This window comes from Bacillus sp. FMQ74 (assembly GCF_001875785.1).
In the GTDB taxonomy this organism is placed as follows: Bacteria; Bacillota; Bacilli; order Bacillales; family Bacillaceae; genus Bacillus; species Bacillus stercoris.
The window spans coordinates 380781-403156 of record NZ_MOEO01000002.1 but is presented as its reverse complement, the minus strand read 5'-3'; the positions used below and the strand labels follow the sequence as shown (position 1 = coordinate 403156).

Below are 22376 nucleotides of genomic sequence, written 5' to 3'. Positions count from 1 at the left end.
AGGTCTGTGCCTTTTTCCTACATTAAGGCTTCTTGTTTACATTCTGAAAGACAGCAGTCGCGTCCCACACATTCAAGCCAAATTGACCTTCTGAGAATGTGGAATCATTCGCATCGATCACAAGATGATCATCTAAATAGATTTTAAAATGATCGCCCTCAGCCTGAGTTTTCAGATGATACTTTTTATTCACGTCTATCGGCGTTTTGTATTCAGCAATGACAGAAGCAACACCGTTCTCAAATTTAAAGAATTTCACCAAGTCATGCTTCGCATCCACGTTGGCAAGATAACCGTTTTTGGCATCTTTGTCAGAGCGAAACATAAGCGCTCCCGCCCCTCTTCCGTTTCCATCCTTAATGGTGATATCAGATTCATAGGTGAAGTCTGACCCGGATGCTGAAGACAAGATAAAGGAATCGCCATCCGACCGCCCTTGTTTTCCCTCAATTGTGTCGGCCCACGTGCCATTTACCGTCGTCCAGCCGGTTACATTGGACATAAAAGGTGACGTTCCCCATACCGTTTTTAAAGGGTGTATCTCTAAAGATTTTACCTTTACACCTCCATTTGCAGCATATAATTCAAGCCCTTTGCTTGATCGATCTGGTAGAATGACATCTGTTATGACCTGCTGTCCGTCATTCCCAAATACTTCAACCGAGGAGCGGTCAACAAAAATGCGCATCTTAACCTTTCCATTTACCGGCTTCAGCGGTGCTGTTTCATTTCCGGTGTCAAAGGCCGGATTAAAGGTGACGTTGCCCGACTTGCTCCGGTCAACGAACAGTTTGGCGTTCCTTCGGTCATAGCCGACTTTCGTAAATTGCTTTTCTCCTGTTCGGACCTTAAAACCAAATTCAGCAGCTGAACCAGGGCTTACTTTAAATTCTGCATTTATTTCATAGGCATCTCCAGATAGCCCCGTTAACACATTATGACTTGCAGGCGATATGGTCAGATTCTTCCACTTCTTAGAGGTCCCGCGAATAGCTTCCAGCTCTTTTACTGGTGTTTGGATAACTCTAACCCCGTCAGTAAACGCTTTCAATTTTAACTCTCTTGGAATAGACGCTGCACTTCTCCATGGGGATGTCGGAACATCATTCGCATATTGCCAATTGCTCATCCAACCTAACCAAAGCCGCCGGCCGTCTCTGGATGGAATATCGGACCAGGATACAGCTGCGTAAAAGTCTCTGCCGTAATCCGTCCAGAGAACTTTGTCTGACGGGTTTTCATTTTTAAAATGAGTTCCATCAAAGTCCCCTACGAAATATTGCATGCCTGACCCTCCCGAAACCGCTCCGTTTCCGACACTGACTTGCAAGACCCATTTTTTTTGATTCGGTTTGCCATCTACCGGCAGTTCAAATAAATCCGGACATTCCCATACTCCCCCGTGGCTTCCTTGTCCCTGTCCAAATTCACTTGCATACGCCCACTGCTTCAGATTTTTTGATGTATACATGAGAATTCGGTCACCAGCTGCCAGTACCATCACCCACTTTTTCTCTTTCTCATACCAAAAGACTTTTGGATCGCGAAAATCTTTTTTACCCGGGTTTGGAATGACAGGGTTGCCTGCGTATTTCGTCCATGTTCTGCCTTTGTCATTGCTATAGGCTATACTTTGCACTTGATGGCCTTCCCGATCCTGTGTATAAATGGCCACAAGCGGCTTCTCTTTGCCTGTTTGAAAACCGCTTGTGTTATTTTGATCTACAACTGCGCTTCCAGAAAAGATCGTGCCTTTTTCATCCGGATACAGCGCAACAGGAAGGTGCTCCCATGTAACCAAATCTTTGCTGACGGCATGCCCCCAATGCATGGGCCCCCACTGAAGCCCGTAAGGATGGTATTGATAGAACAAGTGATATTCCCCCGCATAATATACCATTCCGTTTGGATCATTCATCCAGTTTGCCTCCGGTGTGAAGTGATATTGAGGACGGTAATCCTCATCATAGTAGCTTGAATCGGCTGCATCCGCCGAAAATGCCATAGTCAACAGCAGGGTGAACATGATTATGACTTGAATAAGTTTCTTTTTCATTTGTTCCTTCGCTCCTCTCTTCATGTTTGAACACTTTCAAGAGAGACTGCTGCGCAAGCTGGTCCGTTTCTGGAAATTCTCCTCTGTTTCGCTGTTATCCGAATAATTTATATCTCAAAAGACTGCTGCAGTTTCTCTCTTCTTCCTTCACACAGCTTATGCTAAGAATCCAGCCCAATACCCGAGAATCCCGATGATAAAGATGCCGCAAATAATGAGAAGAGGGTTCACCCCTTTGCGCAGCATCCAAGCCACTAATAACGTTAATCCGAGCGGCAGCGCACCCGGCATAATGCTGTCTAACACATTTTGTACCGTTTGAACATCTACTTTTCCGCTTTCATCCTTAATCCTGGATACAACGATTGGAATGTTGATGGTGGTCCATTTGGACACGAGGGCCCCCATAACAAATAACCCGAGAATCGAAGCGCCCTCTGTAAGCTTTTGAATGCGATTCCCCGCTAAATCTTGAAGAATCTCCATTCCTTTCACATAGCCATACTTTAATCCGTAATATTTTGTGCTTAATCTTATGGCATTCAGCAAGAAAAAGAATAGCAAAGGGCCGGCAATGTTTCCTCCTAAAGCAAGGGAGGCTCCTAAGGCAGCTAAGACCGGGCGAATCGTTCCCCAGAAAATGGGGTCGCCTACACCCGCTATTGGCCCCATTAAACCGATTTTCATTCCGCTTATCGCTTTTCCATCAATTCCTTTATTGTTCGCCATTTCTTCTTCCATGGCTGCCGTCACGCCAAATATAGGCGCTGTCAGCCACGGGTGTGTATTAAACCATTCCAAATGACGCTGCAAGGCTTCGTTTCTTTTCGCTCCAGGACCGTACAATTTTTTGATCGCTGGTATCATGACGTAACAATATCCCATTGCCTGCACACGTTCGAAGTTAAAGGAACCGAGCAAAAAATTTGAACGAATAAACATGCTGAAAATTTCTTTTTTCGTTAATCGTTTTTCTTTCTCCATTTTTTCATCCCCCCTCATTGTTTAGGCATCAAGATCATCATCATCGTCATCATAAACAGCAACACTGCCACTGTCTGATGCGGCCGCAACTGCTCCGTGAGCGCTTTGTTTTTGCATCATCTGCTGGTATAAAAGCGCCAGACAGAGACCAAGGGCTCCGAATCCCACTAAGTTAAAATCGGTAAACGCCGCTAATAAGAAACCGATATAGAAAAATGGCTTTAAATAAGGAATATTCATCATATTGATCACCATGGCATACCCGACAACCACAATAATGCCTCCGCCTATTTGCAGTCCTTTTGTAATGACATCAGGAATATTTCCCAGGAACGCCTGAACAGCGCTGACACTAATCAAAGCGACAATCAATGTAGGAATCATGACGCGCAAAGCTTGAAACACCATTGCGGTAATATGCATAATTTCAATTCCTTTTATATTTCCTTCTTTTGCATATTTGTCAGCGCGGTGAATGAAAAAGACAGTGATCGTCCGAACAAAAATCGTCAGCGCCTGACCCGCAGCTGCCAAAGCAACAGCGACAGCAATCCCTTCGCCAATTCCCTGATCAGCGGTAATAACTAAAATGGTTGAGATGACAGAGGCGATCGCCGTATCAGGCGCCATGGCAAGCCCGACGTTCATCCAGCCGAGCGCCATCAGCTCCAGTGTGCCTCCAAGAATAATCCCCGTTTTTAAGTCCCCCAGCACCAAGCCAACTAGCGTGCAGGCCACAAGCGGCCGGTGTGTCTGCCCTTCATCCAATACACTTGCGATTCCGGTGATTGCTGCAATGACTAACAACAAAATAATTTGTAATGAAGACATTTTCTCATCCCCTTGATTATTTTGTTACGTTCCGTAATATCTGTACAAAATCTTCACTGGCATCTGAAGGCAGCTGCCTTAATTCCAGTTTCACGCCCTTGTCACTTAATGTTTCAAATGCCTTTATATCTTGCTCTGTGACACTGACTGATTTTGTGATTTGCCTGCGGTGATTTTCAAAACGCATTCCCCCGACGTTTACGGTTTTGATCGGTACGCCTGCTTCTATAAGGGATACAATATCGGACGGATTTTCAAACAAGAGCATTGCTGTTACTCCTTCATAGCGCGGACTATGAAAGGCTTTCGCCATTTTAGAAACCGAGACGGCACTCGCCTTTACATTTGAAGGCGCAACAGAAAGGATCAGCGTTTTTCTCATTTCGTCCTGAGCAACATCATCGGAGACAACGATGATTCGGTCGGCCGCATGTACTTTAATCCACCTTGTCAGGATTTGGCCGTGAATAAAGCGGTCATCAATTCTTGCTAACACAATGTTCATCATAATTCATCCTCTCTTGTATCTTGATTGGCTGTTTTTACTTTTTCTAAATGCTCACTGCACACTTGAAAGCTTTGCTGACTCATTGCTTTTAAGTTGTTCAGCAAAGCTTTGAGAGCCAGATGTTCTCTCAAGCTTAATACCTCCAGCAGAATCGGCAGGTTTACGCCGGCTGCCATATCCATTCTTTGATCCTCAGCAATGATGGAAGCTGCCGCGTTATATGGCGTCCCTCCAAAAATATCAACTAAAAAAAGCACTTCATGCTCTTCCGGAATATCCTTAAGCGCCTGATGATATTTTTCCTGCAGCGTTTGAATCCCTTCCCCTTTAAAAAACGGCACTGCAATCAGGTTGTTTTCTTCACCGAATATCATCCCTGAAGACTCTTTTAATGCTATGGGAAAATCTCCATGACCACTGATTATAACTGAAATCATATCTATTGCTCCTTTCCTGTTTTGTACATCCATATATAATGCAAGGATCGTGCCAACACAGTTGTGTTAAGCGTTTTCATTGTTATTTCAGCCAATCACAGTTTGTTGTTGAAACACTTAAAACGAAAAAAATAAACCTGTATTAAAATGGTGTTCCATTTAATACAGGTTCATATGAAAAAACTGTTTTTAAAACAGATGGCCATGCACTTCTTCAGCAAATATGGCGGCTATAAATAATTTTTCATCATCACTTATGCAAAGTCCGAGCTTTTCTTCATAAGGGGCCAGTGTCCGCTCTGTCACGATCACCATTTCTTTCAGCTGATCATTGATTTCTTCTTCCTCCGAAAAAGCGATCGGATTCTGCTTAATTACCCTTTCAAAGGCGAAAGCCGTATGCATAATGACTTTGATCAAAACGGCATTATTAAAAATGACACCCAGCTCATCTTGAACGGTTTGCAGCCACTCTGCTAACATCTCGGTCACATGATGGGGATTTAAGAAGACAAGATACTTTTTCAAGCTATCTTCGCAAAGCTCCCTGACAATAATATTTGCTTCGTTTAATCCATTGCTCAAGGGAATGCTTCCTTTTGTAATCGCCTGTTGAATCAGCTTCTCTCCCTCCCCTTCTATTAACACTTCTAAGGATACATGCGGAGCATTAATTTTAGGGTCTTTCGTTCCGACTGTGGCAAGGATTTCATACTCTTTTTCGATTTCTTTTATGCTGTTGGCCAGTTTAATCGATGATACGGTCAATATGTGAATCGGGGTATCGGAGGCCTTGTTTACGATCGTGGTTAAAATGTCTTCCAGCTTTTTGGCCGTTCCGCTGCCTGTCGTGCAGATGGAGACCAATGCCTTCTTTTTGCCGGCTGCCGCTGGCTGGCGCTCCCATAACTCGATAAAATCCTTCGTAACAGATTGATAGATCGCATGCAAATTCAAATTCAAATAGTTGACCTTTCTGACAGCATCCAGCACCATTGAGGTCGTAACATTGCTGATCGTTTTGATGGCAATGCCTGTCTTTTCCTCCAGCCTGCTTTCCAGCATCGCAAGCGAGCCCATATCTACCAGCATTAACACACCTTCGCCTTCATCAACCTGTTTCATTTTTTCTGCTACGCATTCGAGAATGTCCGAAGGTGAAACAGAAAGCGGCATATCGACTGCTGCAATCGGCGTGCTCCCTAACAGTTCTGTCGCAACTTCAACCATTGAACTCGCCGTGCTGTTTCCATGAGCAGCAACGATAATTCCGACTCTTTTGTTCTCTTTTAACGATTTGATGGAATGGATTAACATCGTTAAGTAGATGACTTCTATTTCAGGAATAGCCACTTTAAAATATTCCTGCATTTTATCTTTAAAAATCATCGCCACCCGATATTCTTTCACGTGAGTATCACGAATTTCATCCGTCTCCTGTGTATTTAAAACATCAATTTGCTTTCCGCGCTTTAAAAATGCGTCAATATGCATACTCAAGAAATAAACAAATTTACGGTCAAATGTGCAATCCAGCTCATGCTCAGCTATTTCTTTTAACTGTTTTGTCATTTGAATCACGTCATCTTCAACGAATGTCAGCAGGCTGTCCTTTTGAAAGGCTTGATGATGAAAAAAACTTCTGACATGCAAATGGACATCAGTCAAGATGTATTGGTTAATATCCTTTTTGGATAAACCTTCTTTCATAAGCGTTTTTACTTTTTCCTCGATCAAATGATATAAGTTAAAGGAGAGGTCTTCGTCAATTTTTGTTGTTTCATCTTCTACAATCGGAGAGATAATCGTTGTAATATTGACATATTCGGAAATGGCTTTGCTTCTTTGCATGTTTTTGCTGCTGGACATCCATTCTTGCTTGATTTCATCAGGCAGATCCCGAACAGTCAATTCAATAACCTCATTTCTGTCAAGGTTATGCAAAAAACCGTGTGCGCAAACTAACTGGACATTTGATTTCAGCTGTCCGACATTCCCAAATTTCGCAGAATGAATTAGCGCATTATAGACATCGATGTGCACACTGAGATTTTTCTTAATCCGCTCTGCTTCTTTCCCTAATAAAAACGTTGTCAGATCCACTCTTTCTTTAAGCGATCGTTCTTCGAGCGAAGGAATATGAATGGTCATTGGGATTCTTCGCAAAAATGTTTTCAATAGGGCAGAACTTGGATTTTCTGTAGTCGCACAAATAAACAATACGTTCGATGTTCGTTTATGTTCAGATTCCCCAAGCCTGTTATAAGAACCGCTGTCAATAAAATAAAACAGCATTTCCTGTCCCTCAGGTGGGAGACGGTGGATTTCATCCATAAACAGAATGCCCCCATTGGCCTGTTCGACTAAACCTGCCTTATCCTCGGCGGCACCTGTAAATGAACCTTTTTTGTGTCCGAATAATTGAGAAAGCAATAATTGAGGGTTGTTGTAGTAATCTGCACAGTTAAATGTAATAAATGGTGCGCCGGCCTTCAAAATGTCAGAGTAAATGGCAAACTGGTAAATTCGGTTCGCAAAAAGGGATTTACCGGAACCAGTCGGCCCTAGGAGGAGCATATGCAGACCGCTAGGCGGATAAAAGACAGCTGCTTTTGCCTGGGAGATCGCTTTCTTCAAACTCCCTTTTGCCCCAATCATAAGCTCTAGAGGATTCGTGGAAATGTGTTGATGATTCTGTTTTAAATCCCCAGAAAACACCTTAAGGTCTTTCACTTCCATCATCTCTGTATCCCATTTCTTGTTGAATACCTTTTCTGCTATCTCGACTGGGATGTAGCGCACAGGAAACGTTTTAATTTTGATGACCTTTTTGGTCCGGACAAGATTGTTCAGTTCAAAGCTGACATTGGACCGCTCCATTTTCAACTGCTCAGCAATTTCCTTTGCTGAATTCCCTTGTATTTTTAAAAGATGATCTAAGGTTGAATCATGAAAATTATGCATGAGCTGATGGTATATTTTATCTATTCTTTTCACGTCTATCATCCTTTGTCCTTATTAGATAAGCCTTTAACAAGAATATTCCGAACTTTATAGTCCGCCTTGAGATGATCCGCACCGTTCAAAAAGGTCTCTATAGCAGATTGACAAAGCTGACTTTTATGCGTATATGTTTACATTTCGAATCATTTGCATCTCATCTTAGTATGATAGATTCGCAGTTCTTAAGGGCAGTCCCCTTCAAAAGTAATAATCAGTAAATAGTTTATCATTCTTGAGGAATGTAATGATGTCAAAATCACCAATGACAAAAAATGAACCTAATAGCTCAGGACAAATTCCCTAAATATCCCCGGGAGATTCATTCACAATAAAAAAGGGCGGTCACTCTATGTGTTCGCCGCAGTATCACGATATGCAAAACTTCTTCATTATTACAATACATCTGGAAAGTTAATGAATCGGTAACTTAAAACCCTTATCTCCATCAGCAAAGAATAAATAATGATAATTTCTTGCAGCCATTCAGCCCAAGATAGAAAAATCTCCGATATCCCCTGCAGGCCACCATTATAGCGGGCGTACAATGATCCAAATCGATACCTATTAAAAAAGAGCCTATCAGATCGTCCAAATGACGTTCCTGTTTATTCTGCTATTCAATAGAACTTGCAAGTTAAAATAAAACTAGACATGTAACAGCTTATTTTATTCGTAAACTTAAAATAGTTTTAAAATTTAAAAATAAAAGCATCTATTCTTTTAAATGTTATAATATCCGATAAAACTTTACTCATCTTTTTATTATTGGAGGAAAATAAAATTGATAGGCAATTCTAGCAAAGACAATTTTGGCCAGCAACAGAAATTGTCTAGAGGCCTTAAAAACAGGCATATACAATTAATGGCGATTGGAGGTGCAATCGGTACAGGTTTATTTTTAGGATCAGGTAAATCCATCCATTTTGCAGGACCTTCCATTTTATTTGCTTACTTGATCACCGGCGTATTTTGCTTTTTCATTATGCGTTCGCTCGGAGAACTGCTCTTATCAAATGCGGGATACCACTCTTTTGTTGATTTTGTAAGGGACTATTTAGGAAACATGGCAGCATTTATCACTGGGTGGACCTACTGGTTCTGCTGGATTTCCCTCGCGATGGCTGATTTAACGGCGGTCGGCATTTATACGCAATATTGGCTGCCCGATGTGCCTCAATGGCTGCCCGGCCTTCTTGCGCTTATTATCCTGCTGATCATGAACCTTGCCACCGTTAAACTTTTCGGAGAATTAGAATTTTGGTTTGCATTGATCAAAGTCATTGCCATACTGGCTCTGATCGTAACTGGCATTTTCCTGATTGCGAAAGGTTTTTCCGCAGCTTCCGGCCCTGCCAGCCTTACCAACCTTTGGAGCCACGGCGGCATGTTCCCAAATGGATGGCATGGGTTTATCCTATCGTTCCAAATGGTCGTCTTCGCTTTCGTGGGTATTGAACTTGTTGGACTGACAGCAGGTGAAACAGAAAATCCCCAAAAAGTGATCCCTAAAGCTATCAATCAAATCCCTGTCCGGATTTTACTATTTTATGTTGGCGCACTTTTCGTGATTATGTGTATCTATCCTTGGAATGTGTTGAATCCAAACGAAAGCCCATTTGTTCAGGTCTTCTCTGCTGTGGGCATCGTTGCGGCTGCCAGTTTGATCAATTTTGTTGTATTAACATCAGCCGCATCAGCTGCCAATAGCGCTTTATTCAGCACAAGCCGAATGGTCTATTCACTTGCAAAGGATCGTCACGCACCTGGACTATTAAAGAAATTGACTTCTTCCAACGTTCCAAGCAATGCGCTGTTCTTTTCAACCATCGCCATTCTGATTGGCGTTAGTCTGAATTATTTAATGCCTGAGCAAGTCTTTACACTGATTACAAGTGTTTCTACAATATGCTTCATTTTTATTTGGGGCATCACGGTGATTTGCCATTTGAAATATCGAAAAACATGGCAGCATGAAGCGAAGGCAAACAAATTTAAAATGCCTTTTTATCCATTATCCAACTATTTAACACTTGCATTTCTCGCATTCATTCTTGTCGTATTGGCACTGGCGAATGATACACGTGTTGCTTTGTTTGTCACCCCGGTCTGGTTTGTTTTATTGATTATTTTGTATAAGGTGCAAACCCGCGGAGGACATCAGATGAATTAAAAAAAGACAAGGGATACTCACTCCCTTGTCTTTTTTTTATGGATCAAACACTAAATGAAGCTTGAATATTTATTTGGTTTCAAATTTCTTTCAACCCTGATTCTTAACTCAAACCAGTTTTGATGCCGAAACCTACTAATATCATTCCGGTTATTTTTTGAAACACTTTCTGGAACCTCGAGTTTTTCATCCATTTTTTCGCGTAATCAATAATATAAACAAGGAACAGAAACCACAACACCGCTAATAAGGTTAGGATGGAAGCTAAAATAATGAGCTGCTGGTTTATATTTCCGTTCAAATTGATAAATTGGGGCATGATTGTAACATACACTAAAACAGTTTTAGGATTAAGAATGTTACTGAGTGATCCCTGCATAAAGGAAGTTTTATAATAACGTTTCGGAGAACTTGCCATATTTTTTGTTTGAGACTGCATGTCATCTAACGAAAACATACTTTTAGCAAAAAAACTTTTTACACCTAAATAAATTAAGTACGCCGCTCCCAAATATTTGATCGTTGTGAAAAGAATCACTGACTTTGCAATCACCACCGATAATCCTAAAATGGCAATCACCGTCCAAAAGGAAAGTCCTGTTGCCAATCCGAGAATGTTATAACGTCCGGCTTTCGGGCCATATCGAAGCGTATTTTTCATCACAAGCATCGTATCAGCGCCCGGCATAATAACCATCATGGCAGCGATCGGTATGTATGCGAGTAAGCTGTGCATTGTTCTCTCCCCCTTTAAAATATCCCCTCAATCATATAGTGACTACAAAAGTAACTACTTATAAAAATTGTATCAATGCGTTTGGAATAAATCAATATGGTTTGTTAAAATAGCGATTACAAAGGCAGTGATTGCTCTTTATATTGGAGGATATATGAAGGAAAATATGTTAGACATTTTAAAAAACCTCAATTTTACAGAATATGAGTCGAAAGCTTATTTGGCGTTATTGCAAGAATCACCTTTAACAGGCTATGCCGTTGCCAAAAAATCCGGAGTGCCCCGTTCTAAAATTTATGAAGTCCTGGAAAGCCTTGTCATCAGAGGAGATGTTTTTGTCAGTCATGGAAATACGCCTCAGTATGTTCCTGTTCCCGCGAAAGAACTGATTAAAAACCGCCGGATCAAGGCGGAAGAGCATTTTGATCAGGCTGAAAAGTATTTTGAAAAGTTTGAGCAGACTGCAAATGACCGGGAAAACATCTGGAATATCACCGGCCGCAGTGAAATTCTTGAAAAGGTGAAGGCCTGTATCTTATCCGCCAAAAAAAGAATCCTCTTAGAAATATGGAAAGAGGATTTTGAGGAGATAGAATCAGAGCTAAAACAGGCGGCAAATCAAGGCGTCATTGTCACCATTATTGCATACGGAGACATCGTATCTGATTTTGCCACTGTTTACCTGCATGATATGAGCAGTGAAATTACAGAAGAGTATGATGGACGGTGGCTTGTCTATAGCGGAGATGATTCAGAAGTAGTTGCGGGCATTGTCTCACTTGGCAACGACAGCCGTGCTGCATGGACGATGCATGTAGGTTTAGTCATGCCTATTACTGAAGTGATCATTCATGATCTGTACCTCATGGAAATTCTGAAAAAGCATAGAGAGCTTTTAGAAGAAAGCTTCGGGAAAAATCTCATCCAGTTGCGCCGTAAATTTTCTATCCACTCTGATTTCAAAAAACATTATTTGGAATAGCGTTTGGCATCGTTTAACCCAAAAACAAGGCTTGTACAAAACAAGCCTTGTTTTTTTATGCATAAACCCACCATGCTGATTTACTTCTTTTAAAAAATGTGATTCTGCGCAAACTATTTTTCAGCTTTCCGCGTCTATCCTAGGTAACAGCCTACGATATACGTATATTCAAAAAGGAGCCCTTTATTGCAATGAAGAAAAAACAAACAACAAAAGCGTTGCTTGTCGCATGCATAACTGATCATAAGCAAGATTTCTACAGGTTGGCTTTCAGTTATGTGAAAAATCAAGATGACGCATTAGATATTGTTCAGGAATCGATAAAAAAAGCGCTGAGCTCAGTTGAAACGGTCAGAAACCCTGAGACGATAAAAAGCTGGTTTTATAAAATTTTGGTGCGGACAGCTATTGATTTTTTGCGCAAACAAAAAAAGATAAGAGTGATGGACGACGAAACGATAGAATTTTTAAGCAAGGGAAAAGAAGACCATTACAAGGATACTGATCTCCATGAAGCGCTTGACGAATTGCCTTACCGCTATAAAACCATTATTATTTTACGTTTTTTTGAAGACCTCAAATTAGAAGAAATTGCGGAAATTACAGGAGAAAACACGAATACCGTCAAAACGCGCCTATACAGAGCATTGAAGCTGATGCGCATTCAGTTGACGAAGGAGGATCTTTCTTAATGGATAAGAGATTACAGCAATTAAGAGAAGAATATAAAAATGTTCCGATTCCTAAAGAATTGGAGATCATTGTTGAAAAAGCCCTTCAGCAAGAACCAAAAAAGAAAAAAATCGTCATGTGGCCGACATCAGCAGCAATTGCTGCAGCTATTTTATTCACTGCGCTTGTGAATATCAACCCTGACGCTGCTCAGGCTATGTCTAAGATCCCTGTCATCGGCAAAATCGTCAAAGCGATCACCTTTATTGAAATCAAAGAGGAAAAAGACCAATCAAGCATTGATGTCAAAACACCTGCTTTGTCCGGACTTTCTAATAAAGAGCTTGAAAACAGCATTAACGAGAAATACTTGAAAGAAAGCCAGCAGCTGTATAAAGAGTTTATACAATCCACATCCAAAAACAAAAAAGGGCATCTCAGCATCTACAGTGATTACGAGACTGTCACAGACACGCCAGATTTGCTCTCTATCCGGCGCAATATTGAAACAACACAAGCATCTTCCTACACACAAAGCCGTTATATTACGATTGACAAAAAGAATGATATTTTACTTACATTAAAAAGCTTATTCAAAGATGAGCGCTATATCAAAGTCATCAGTCAAAACATCAAAAAGCAAATGAAACAGCAAATGAAGGAAGATCCTAATAAAATATATTGGCTCACTGACGAAGATGCTGAACCGTTCAAAACGATTCTTCCTGATCAAACGTTTTATATTACTGAGGACCATAAACTTGTGATCTCATTTGACGAATATGAAGTCGCCCCCGGCTATATGGGCGTTACCGAGTTTAAAATTCCAACCAGCGTCATTTCAAACTTGCTCGTGGGAGAACGTTATATTCGATAAAATAAAAAAACATCCATCTTAGATTATGGATGTTTTCTCTCTTTTCTATTTGAGGTCGTAACCTCGCTATCAAAAACAACGAGAATATTTGCATACTATTGGAGGAATACCCATGTATCACAAGACACAGCATCATCGATACATCCCTGGACTTGATGGCCTTCGGGCATTTGCCGTTCTGTCAGTTATCGCTTATCATCTAAATTTTAATTGGGCTAACGGAGGCTTTATCGGAGTCGATATCTTTTTTGTTTTATCCGGATATTTGATTACCTCCATTCTATTGCCGGCATATGGAAATGATATCAATCTTGATTTTCGGGACTTTTGGGTGCGCCGCATTCGACGGCTTCTGCCAGCGGCTTACCTTATGATTTTTTCCACTGTTGTTTGGGTCGTATTGTTTGACCGAGAACTATTGCATACTGTACGCGGGGATGCGATCTCTTCTCTCTTTTATATGAGCAATTGGTGGTTTATTTTTCACAAGCTATCATATTTTGATAGTTTCGGTTCCCCATCACCTCTAAAAAACCTTTGGTCGCTGGCGATTGAAGAACAATTTTATATCATATGGCCAATGTTTTTCGTTTTTGGAATGTACATATTGAAAAGCCGCGCCAGATTGGCTGCGGTAATATCGTTGCTTGCACTTTGTTCAGCCATGATGATGAGCATACTGTATGAACCTGGCGGAGATCCGAGCCGCATCTACTATGGCACAGACACTCGTTCGTTTGAACTTCTCATCGGATGCGCCTTGGCTTTGGTATGGCCGATGAAAAGGCTGTCTTCCAACAGGCTGCCAAGCAAACTAAAGCACACTTTGCACGCCACTGAATTTTTGGCATTTTGTATTTTAGTATTGTGTGTCTATTTTACAGATGAATACGAGCCTTTTCTTTACAGAGGCGGAATGCTATTCATTAGCATCACTGCTGCAATCCTTATCGCATGTGTTTGCCATCCGAGCAGCTTTTTAGGCAAGCTGCTTTCATGGAGGCCGCTTCGGTGGCTTGGAACAAGGTCTTACGGTATTTATCTTTGGCACTACCCTGTTATTGTGTTAAGCACACCAGTTCAAGAAATCGGAAACCCTGTTTTTTGGCATATCATGCTAAAGGTCATTGTGACATGTATACTTGCCGAGCTTTCCTATCATTTTATTGAGAAGCCGATACGGACACAGGGATTTAGATCATTTTTCAGCCATGTTTTGATACATAGAATCAAGGAATGGAAAACGACATCTGTTATTAGCAAAATGTCAATTGGTTTCGTCATTTTCGCTATACTTATTTTTGCAGGAGGGCTGTCAGGGTTAGCCGGAGAGCAAAAGCACCCTACCAAATGGACCTATAGCTCACAAGAAACAAATGCTGACACAAGCCAAGCTTCTGGGGATAAAAAGAACGCTGCAGCAGATAAAAAACACAATCCTGAACAAAAAACAACAAGCTCCAAGCAAGGACAAAAGGAAAATAAAAATAATGGGCAAGAGACTCATAAAAAGAAAGACACGCAATCTCAACAGGCGAAAGAACCCGCAGACACTGCGAAAGAAGTGTTAGCTATAGGAGATTCCGTCATGCTTGATATTTCTTCACACCTGCGTCAGTCACTTTCAAATGTGACGATTGATGGAAAGGTGGGAAGACAAATGTCTCAAGCTTTGGAACTCGCAAGGGAGTACAAGTCTTTTAATCAGCCTAACAAGGCTGTCATCATTGAGCTTGGAACCAATGGCTACTTTACAAACAGCCAAATTGAACAACTGCTTCAATCTTTCTCCAAAGCCCATATCTACCTTGTCAATACACGGGTTCCCCGCCAATGGGAAAGCAAGGTTAATGAATCTTTACAGCACCAGGCAAGCGCACATCAAAATGTTACGTTAGTTGACTGGCATACAGAAGCCCTTCAGCATCCGGAATATTTTACCCCTGATGGTGTTCACTTGGTTCCTAAAGGGGCAAAAGCTTTGACTGCTCTTATTGTTCAGGCGATGAAACCGTAAAAAAAGAGATCCTATGCGGATCACTTTTTTACTTTAGTTTCTGATCGTTGATTATGTCTTCTTTCAGCAAGGCAGCCCTTATGTTTACATGCCGTTTACGTAAGGGTAAGCCAAAATTGAATGGAGGGATGATAATGAAAGGAAATGAAGAACATGACATCCAAAAAGAGCTGAAACGATATGAGTTTTTTTTCAAAAAACGATATAAGGTTCTTTATACAGTAAACGATTTTATCATCGGTGCTATGTTTCTCGTTGGAAGTTTTTTCTTTTTCTATGACCGGTTAATGTCGACAGGGATATGGCTGTTTGCGATCGGAAGCTTGCTACTGTTAATCAGGCCGACCATTCGGCTGATTCATGACTTTCATTACCGTAAACATGTGGAACGGCAATTCAAGCATCAATCTTCAACAGATGACTGATCTTAAGGAATAAGAAAGAACAAAATGCCAAAAGCCTGAGCCGAAAACCAAAAACAAGACTTTTAGACTATTTATTTTTAAAAATAAGGTAAAAAGAACTAAACTTTTGCCTCTGTATGACGATATGAATAATAAGGCCGGCACGATACTCCCTATAACATCCTTTTCAGTAGATTTCATTATCGTGCCGGTTTTCTCACATGCAAAGCAATCCCGCCAATCAGATTGGCGGGATTTTATTTTTTATTACATTCCTGTCCAAACGTCTTTTACATAACGTTTTTGGTCTTGCAGCTTTTGCAGCCAATCGGCGGATTCACCCTGACTTGCACCTTTTTCAGCTTCATATGCCAATCGCAAAGTTTTCTCTACGTCAGGAGCCATTTGCGATCCATCACCGCATACGTAAATATGAGCTCCTTTTTCAATGAGTGTCATCAATTTCTGTGAATCTTGCTTGAGCAAGTGCTGGACATATCCTTTTGATTCGTTTTCGACGCGTGAGTAGCATCGGCGGATTGTGACCAAACCGTCCTGTTCCGCTTGATCCAGCTCTTCTCTATAAAGATCGTCATGGTCCGGGCGCCGGCAGCCGAAGTATAAAAGTGCTTCACCAAGGGGGCTTCCTTCCTTCTTCAAAACAGATCTTGCCCAAATAAAGCCCCTGAATGGCGCAATTCCTGTGCCCGGCCCGACCATAATCATAGGCGTTTCAGGGTCATCCGGCATCTGGAATCCGGACTGCGGCGTACGAATGAAACAGGCTACCGCATCACCTGTATTCAATTCTGCTAAATAATTAGAGGCGACACCCCGGTATTCACCTCGGCCGCTCCATGCTGAGGCTTTCACAACTCCTACCGTCATGCTCACGATATTTGCATGGGCTTTCGGTGAACTTGAAATGGAATAGTATCTCGGTTTTAGTGATGGCAAAAGTGCTAAAAATTGCTCAAACGGCATTTCGCAGGCAGGATAATCCTCTAAAAGATCAAGCATGGTAAGACGTTTTGCAAGCACCTGCTCTTTGTAAGTGCCATCATCTGAAACGAGCTGTTCCAGCTCTTTTTGATGCGGCGGACAGACTGTATAAGAGGCCAGCTCCCGAAGCTGAAGCCTTGAAGCCGGTTCCTGCAGCTCTACATAGGACGACAGTAAATCCGCTACTTTAATCGGCCGATCCATCGGCAGGTGAGCCATATGAGCGCTTCCGCTTATTTGTATTACATGATTGGACTGCAAACCGAATCGGCGGAGAACCCGCTGAACAAGCTCGCTGCTGTTCTTCGGCAGGATTCCGATATGATCGCCTTCTTTATATGTTTTACCCTCCGGAATTTCCAATTCAATATGGCGGGTGGAACGCGTACTGTCAGCTGACTGGAGCTCTCGATTCTCTAATACAATTCCTTCAAACGCGCCATAAGCTTTGGCAACCGGCGTTTCCGTCGCTTCACTGAGAAAAGTAATCGATAATGAAGGCCTGTCTTCTTTCTGGGCTATTTCGTTAATATCAAATGCGTCCAGCGTTTCCTTCCAGAAGCGGTTTTCCCAAGACTCGCGATGGCTTTCAAAATCATCAGCGGCGTCACCTTCCCCAATCGCTGTTAAACGCGTTGCCCCCTTTGCTTTCATCATGTCATCAATCAGGCGGGGAATCCGCTGATACGTGCTGGCCCAGCTTCGGTTTCCGCAGCCGAATACCGCATAGAAAACGCCTTTCAATCGGCCTTCCTCAAGCTCTTTCAGCCACTCTACAAAGCCGGCGGCATTATCAGGCGGCGCCCCATTATAAGAAGCCGTAACAATGACGACTGCCCCTTCTTCAGGAAGCTTGCCGATGTAATCATCAAGCGGAGCCGTTTCAGCTGTAAAGCCCATCTGGCGCCCATGAGCAGCCAGTTCACCAGCTATTCCCTCAGCTGTCCCAAGGTTTGAACCGTAAAGAACGAGTAAAGGTGTGCCGTGTTTAGGTTGGGTTTCTTTTGGCTTTGTTTCTGTTTTGATGTCTGCCTGTTCTCTTCGCTGTACATTGATTGCCGCTGTTTTCCGCGGTTTCACAGTAATTTTAAAATCATCCGGCTTGATTGTTAATGCTTCTTTGATTTTTAGTTTGTAGCCAGTATGGTTTATCAAATCAAAATGCTTTAATACAAGACCGAGAACCATTGTCGCTTCTTGAAGAGCAAACTGCATGCCGATACAAGCGCGCTGGCCGTTTCCAAATGGCTTATACGCATGGTGAGGGATACTTGAAGGATCTTCAAACCGTTCCGGACGGAAAGCTTCCGCATCCGCTCCCCAAGCGTTTTGATCCCGGTGCAGTTTTGGAATTAAAACGGTGACTGGCTGCCCTTTGCTGATCGGATATTCCCCGCCTAGAACAGTATCCTCCTTCGCATATAGAGAAAAAGCCGGAGCTGTTGGATACAGTCTCAGGGTTTCATTTAAAACCATCCGAATGTATTTGAGCTGCTGGATTTGTTTATATTCAGGCGTGTCATCCGTTAACACGCGATCCGCTTCCTCCTGAGCTTTTTTCAGCTTTTCCGGATGTGTAAGCAGACAATAAATCGCAAAGGAAAGCAACCCGCTTGTCGTTTCATGCCCAGCAATTAAAAATGTGATGATTTGGTATCGAATGTTTTGGTCATCCAGCGTTTCACCCGTTACTGGATCTTTGGCATAAAGCATGAGAGACAAGAGATCCTTAATGTTTTCATCCGGATTCGCCTTTCGCTCCGCTATCATTCTATCGACAAGGGAGTTCATGACTTCTATATCTTTTTGGAACTGCAGCTTCGTTTTCACCATCATTTTATCTTGCAGGCCCAGTCTTTTCGATTGATTCATCGCCTCTTTTAAGGCACGGAGCATGCTGGTGATAAACGGATGCTGCGAATCACGGTAAAAGCTGTTGAATCGATAGTTAAACCCGCATAACCCAATCGTATCAAGTGTCAAACGTGTCATATCGTCTGCTACGTCAATTTCTTCATTGGGGTTTAAGCGGCTCCATTTTTGTATGAGCTGGGTTGCGATATCCAGCATCATAGAATGATAGCCTTTCATCGCTTTTTGGCTAAAACTTGGCAGCAAAATGCGGTGCGCTTTTTGCCAGTTCGGTTCGTGCGTCCAGCTTGTAAATAAGCCATCTCCGCCGAACTCGCGCACCTTTAGCAAACCTTTGCCAAGGTTCTTGTCAAAGCGGCTTTCATCACACACTTCAGCCACAAGATTGTGGCCCGAGACAAAAACACTGGATACTCCCGGAAAATCAAAACGGAAAATCGGCCCCAATTCATCAGCTAACCGCCATAAGGATTGAGAAAGCTGTTCTTTTTCCAGATGCGGAAGATTTTTTAAAGGTCCGTATGTTTTGGGCTGAGGTATTGCGCTTGCCTGTTTCATTGACATCTCCCTTTCCTATTTTTGTGATGATTGAAGCTTAATGGCATCCCAGCAGCACTGTTCCAATTCAGTAATTAAATCAGTGTCCATCTCTATATCACCTGTTTGGACGAGCTGATATATCTTGAGAAACGCCCCTAATACAATCGCAATTAACACGTTAGAGGGCAGGCTGCGAATCACGCCTTCCGCTTTTCCCTTATTAAAATAGTCATCAAGCATTTGAGTCAGATTTTCTATCATTTGTTTGCTTGTATGATTTAAGTAATGAGCGTCTTTTTTGGTTTCAAGAAAAAAAAGCGCATAGTCGCTCTCTTTCGTAAACTGAACGAGACAGCTAAATACGTGGTGGAAGCCTTCTCTGACAGGCAATTCCGAAATGTCTCGCTTCAGCTTTTCTGTAAATCGCTGAATGCTTTCTTGAACCAGTACGTTGACGAGTGTTTCTTTGCTGTCAAAATAACGATAGATCGTCCCTGTTCCCACATGAGCACGTTCAGCTATCATAGGAATAGTGGTAGCGTCAAAACCCCTTTCTGTAAAAAGCGAGACCGACGCTTTCATAATCATGTCGTATTTACTGCTGGATGCGGATAACATGTAATGCAACCTCCGATTCGTTTACGGAATGAATATTCATTCCTTTTGTTCATAAAGAATGTCTGCCCTATCTGATATCACCTCTTTGTTCTTTCTTCTGTTATAAGTTTATATGAAAAAAACTTTTTTTCATATAAAATATATGCAAAAAATAAAAAATTAAGAAAATATACCCAATTCCTAATATGAGGACCTTGGATATATTTCCCGAGAAATTTTTTATTTAACAGCCACAATACATAGACAGGAATCACGCCTGATGACAGAAACTTCCCTGAAATGCTGGTCTTTCAACAGTTGAATATACGTTTTCTCTTTTTCACCGGTATTTGCATCAATACTGATGTAAAACCGGCCATCAATTTGAAGCACCCTGTAAATTTCTCTTAATGCAAGCCTAATATCGGTGCAGCTCTGAACCGTATGTAAAGAAAACACTTTATTAAAGATACGGTCATCAAAGGGAATGTTCTCTGGATAGCCATGAAAAACCTCCCCTTTCCCAATGTTTTTTCGATTCGCACGGGATATCTGCCTTACCTTTCGCTTTGAAGGATCAATGCTTTTTAAGCTCCCCTTGTCTAGTTTCTTGACTATGCTTTTAAAAACAGTGCCATTTCTGATTCCAATTTCTAAAATTCTGTCATTTTCTTGTATATCTATAGAGTCAATCATCATATGCTCAATGGTTTTGATTTGCTTATATTTCCGAGAAAATAATTTCCAAAGATTCGATCGTGTATAGAGTCTATTTTCTAGCATTTTAAACACCTGCTTTTGGTTTCCTATGTTTATTTATTATATTCAAAAAATAAATATCATCTTCTTTTCTAAAAAGGAAGGAAGGTACCAACTAGACGGCATTGTGTCTAAAAATGTTTCGATAGAACTAAACTTTTTCATTTTTTTCCGCAAAAAAAGCAGAAAACAAAATGTTTTCTGCCCTCTTTCTAATGCCAATGATAAGGAAATACATACAGCCTTTGCTGCTGCATTGCCATCAGCCTCTGCTGTCGAAATGGATTTCCATAGCCATGTTTGAAGGAATGCGGCATGGACGCATAACCATGGCCAATCGACGGCAGCCTTTTTTGATAATCGTTCATGATGCCATCACCTGCCTCACAATAACGTTGATTTACTATATGCAGGCGCGCATTTTCTTGACAGCTGTTTCGCTAAACTTGGTCCTTCTCCATTGTATAATGCATCAATAATTCCCTTCTAAGCATATGCCATTCCCCCTTCAGTTTTTTTTATTGCTTTTAGCGCCAGTTTGTTAAATAAAGATGCTTTAGCTGAGACTCTTTCATTTCATCATAAATCTGCTCAATCTGCTGTTCTCGTTCGAATTCTTCCAGGCTCTTAAACCGTTTTTTAATCGTTAACGTTAAAAAGAATAGGTTAATCGTCATATGCTCACCCCCTTTCAAAGTCCGCACCAAGCGAAATAGCCCAACAGCATCAATCCTTCTGCCGCGGGCAAATAAAAACCGCAGACAAAAGAAGACACCAATGCCTCTACTGCCTGCGGGGAGTTGCGTATGTCCGACTATTCCGAATTTAATGCGTGAGGAGATAAGCATCGGTTAAGGAAGGACACGAACTCTTCCACAGGCTGAATAAACCATGAACTTTTCCATGTGTATCACGTACAGGTTGACGTCGTTGTCTCATTGTCATTTTGGTTCAGCCTCCTTTGCTCTTTTTTCTTACTTTGTAAGTATATCCACCAAATTCCATTTTGTAAACATCTTTTTCTAAAAATGGACTGAAATTGTGCAAATCATCGAATGGATTTGCCCGTTAGTCATGATACCTGCTTCATTTCATTTCTGGAGCGGTCTTTCTTATGATATGCAATAAAATAAATGAGACCGACAAATACAGCTCCGCCGATGACATTGCCGATAAAAGCAGGAATGATGTTTCCGATAAACTGCCCCCACGTGAACGAGCCTGCAAAAATGGCAGCAGGAATCACAAACATGTTGGCGACAACGTGCTGAAATCCGATAGCCACAAAAGCCATAATTGGGAACCAGATGCCAAGGATTTTACCTGCAGCGTCTTGGGCGCCGAAAGAAAGCCACACTGCAAGACATACAAGCCAGTTACAGCCGATGCCGGAAATGAGAACCTTTCCAAAGCTCATATCGAGTTTTCCTTGGGCAACGGCAACCGTTTTTTCTAAATAAGGACCTGTTTCAGTCAATCCAACCAAATGTCCAAAAAAGTACGCAACAAACAATGCGCCGATTAAGTTCATAACTGTGACGATTCCCCAGTTAATCGCCAACTCTTTTACTGATATTTTTCTCGAAAATAACGCCATGGCAACTGACATCATATTTCCAGTGATCAGTTCAGCGCCAGCGAGAACGACAAGGATCAGACCGACTGGAAATACTGCTGCACCGATCAAGCTGGACAGGCTCCCCCATTCTTTCGGAAGATCGCCAATCACCCTGATATCAAGCAAATACCCAAGCGCGATAAATGCACCGCCTAAAAACCCCAGCACAAGCAGTGACGGCAGCGGGAGCTTTATTTTTTTCATCCCTGCTTCAATTGCTGCTTCTGCTATTTCATCCGGTTTTCGAAAAGCCATAATAAAACGCCTCCATACTTCTTCTTTTCTCACAGTTATGCAAGAAAGGCAATAAA

General features: G+C 41.8%; 20 protein-coding genes and 1 pseudogene. 7 read left to right on the top strand and 14 right to left on the bottom strand.

All coding sequences use genetic code 11. The features are described 5' to 3' along the window. Positions 1-22 precede the first annotated feature (22 nt). The 7 genes from sacC to levR form a co-directional block, all read right to left on the bottom strand. On the bottom strand, positions 23-2026 hold the full coding sequence (gene sacC / locus BLL41_RS06495) for a levanase (protein WP_256252392.1): 2004 nt from the start codon (positions 2024-2026) through the stop codon (positions 23-25). Further along, complete coding sequence (locus BLL41_RS22985; protein ID WP_256252387.1) at positions 1965-2096, bottom strand: hypothetical protein; 132 nt, start codon at positions 2094-2096, stop codon at positions 1965-1967. Before BLL41_RS22985 ends, sacC begins: the two co-directional genes overlap by 62 nt. Before the next feature lie 116 nt (positions 2097-2212). Continuing rightward, positions 2213-3040: a PTS fructose transporter subunit IID gene (gene levG, locus BLL41_RS06490; RefSeq protein WP_014114571.1), complete on the bottom strand. Its 828-nt coding sequence runs from the start codon at positions 3038-3040 to the stop codon at positions 2213-2215. Positions 3041-3061: 21 nt separating this feature from the next. Beyond that, on the bottom strand, positions 3062-3871 hold the full coding sequence (levF, locus tag BLL41_RS06485; protein ID WP_069839581.1) for a PTS fructose transporter subunit IIC: 810 nt from the start codon (positions 3869-3871) through the stop codon (positions 3062-3064). Between the two features lie 16 nt (positions 3872-3887). Next, positions 3888-4376, bottom strand: a complete 489-nt coding sequence (levE, locus tag BLL41_RS06480) for a PTS fructose transporter subunit IIB (protein WP_071577205.1) — start codon at positions 4374-4376, stop codon at positions 3888-3890. Beyond that, complete coding sequence (gene levD / locus BLL41_RS06475; RefSeq protein WP_014664766.1) at positions 4376-4816, bottom strand: PTS fructose transporter subunit IIA; 441 nt, start codon at positions 4814-4816, stop codon at positions 4376-4378. Before levD ends, levE begins: the two co-directional genes overlap by 1 nt. Before the next feature lie 189 nt (positions 4817-5005). Next, positions 5006-7813, bottom strand: a complete 2808-nt coding sequence (gene levR / locus BLL41_RS06470; protein ID WP_071577204.1) for a transcriptional regulator LevR — start codon at positions 7811-7813, stop codon at positions 5006-5008. 650 nt (positions 7814-8463) lie between these two features. Between levR and BLL41_RS22545 the strand changes: the two are divergent. Together BLL41_RS22545 and BLL41_RS06465 are read left to right on the top strand one after the other, a co-directional pair. After that, positions 8464-8562, top strand: a pseudogene (locus BLL41_RS22545) (hypothetical protein); the annotation flags it as partial. Between the two features lie 38 nt (positions 8563-8600). Then, on the top strand, positions 8601-9989 hold the full coding sequence (locus tag BLL41_RS06465) for an amino acid permease (protein ID WP_071577203.1): 1389 nt from the start codon (positions 8601-8603) through the stop codon (positions 9987-9989). A 103-nt stretch (positions 9990-10092) separates the two neighbouring features. On the opposite strand, the gene BLL41_RS06460 is transcribed toward BLL41_RS06465, so the two are convergent. Continuing rightward, positions 10093-10725, bottom strand: coding sequence for a LysE family transporter (locus tag BLL41_RS06460; protein WP_040082335.1), 633 nt, complete (start codon positions 10723-10725; stop codon positions 10093-10095). Between the two features lie 154 nt (positions 10726-10879). On the opposite strand from BLL41_RS06460, the gene BLL41_RS06455 reads away from it, so the two are divergent. From BLL41_RS06455 to BLL41_RS06435, 5 genes are all read left to right on the top strand, one after another. Continuing rightward, positions 10880-11707: a TrmB family transcriptional regulator gene (locus tag BLL41_RS06455; RefSeq protein ID WP_071577202.1), complete on the top strand. Its 828-nt coding sequence runs from the start codon at positions 10880-10882 to the stop codon at positions 11705-11707. Between the two features lie 191 nt (positions 11708-11898). After that, positions 11899-12399: an RNA polymerase sigma factor SigV gene (gene sigV / locus BLL41_RS06450; protein WP_071577201.1), complete on the top strand. Its 501-nt coding sequence runs from the start codon at positions 11899-11901 to the stop codon at positions 12397-12399. Continuing rightward, positions 12399-13256 carry an anti-sigma-V factor RsiV gene (gene rsiV / locus BLL41_RS06445; protein WP_071577200.1) on the top strand — a complete coding sequence of 286 codons (858 nt, stop codon included), beginning with the start codon at positions 12399-12401 and terminating at the stop codon, positions 13254-13256. The genes sigV and rsiV overlap by 1 nt, the downstream gene beginning before the upstream one ends. A gap of 112 nt (positions 13257-13368) precedes the next feature. Beyond that, on the top strand, positions 13369-15273 hold the full coding sequence (gene oatA / locus BLL41_RS06440) for a peptidoglycan O-acetyltransferase OatA (RefSeq protein WP_071577199.1): 1905 nt from the start codon (positions 13369-13371) through the stop codon (positions 15271-15273). A 134-nt stretch (positions 15274-15407) separates the two neighbouring features. Then, positions 15408-15698 carry a YrhK family protein gene (locus tag BLL41_RS06435; RefSeq protein ID WP_071577198.1) on the top strand — a complete coding sequence of 97 codons (291 nt, stop codon included), beginning with the start codon at positions 15408-15410 and terminating at the stop codon, positions 15696-15698. A 246-nt stretch (positions 15699-15944) separates the two neighbouring features. Here the strand turns inward: BLL41_RS06435 and cypB are convergent, their stop codons facing one another. The 6 genes from cypB to BLL41_RS06410 form a co-directional block, all read right to left on the bottom strand. Next, positions 15945-19109 (bottom strand): bifunctional cytochrome P450/NADPH--P450 reductase CypB, encoded by a 3165-nt coding sequence (gene cypB / locus BLL41_RS06430; RefSeq protein WP_071577197.1) that lies wholly within the window; start codon positions 19107-19109, stop codon positions 15945-15947. 15 nt (positions 19110-19124) lie between these two features. Next, positions 19125-19709 carry a transcriptional regulator FatR gene (gene fatR, locus BLL41_RS06425; protein ID WP_071577196.1) on the bottom strand — a complete coding sequence of 195 codons (585 nt, stop codon included), beginning with the start codon at positions 19707-19709 and terminating at the stop codon, positions 19125-19127. A 219-nt stretch (positions 19710-19928) separates the two neighbouring features. Further along, the gene (locus BLL41_RS06420; protein ID WP_071577195.1) at positions 19929-20471 is read right to left on the bottom strand and encodes a class I SAM-dependent methyltransferase; all 543 of its coding nucleotides are present in this window, start codon (positions 20469-20471) and stop codon (positions 19929-19931) included. Between the two features lie 188 nt (positions 20472-20659). Continuing rightward, entirely contained in the window at positions 20660-20818 is a 159-nt protein-coding gene (locus tag BLL41_RS22540) for a hypothetical protein (protein WP_003229817.1), read from the bottom strand. A 156-nt stretch (positions 20819-20974) separates the two neighbouring features. Further along, positions 20975-21124 carry a YrzI family small protein gene (locus tag BLL41_RS06415; RefSeq protein WP_004399102.1) on the bottom strand — a complete coding sequence of 50 codons (150 nt, stop codon included), beginning with the start codon at positions 21122-21124 and terminating at the stop codon, positions 20975-20977. A gap of 395 nt (positions 21125-21519) precedes the next feature. After that, entirely contained in the window at positions 21520-22320 is an 801-nt protein-coding gene (locus BLL41_RS06410; RefSeq protein ID WP_071577194.1) for a formate/nitrite transporter family protein, read from the bottom strand. Positions 22321-22376 lie beyond the last annotated feature (56 nt).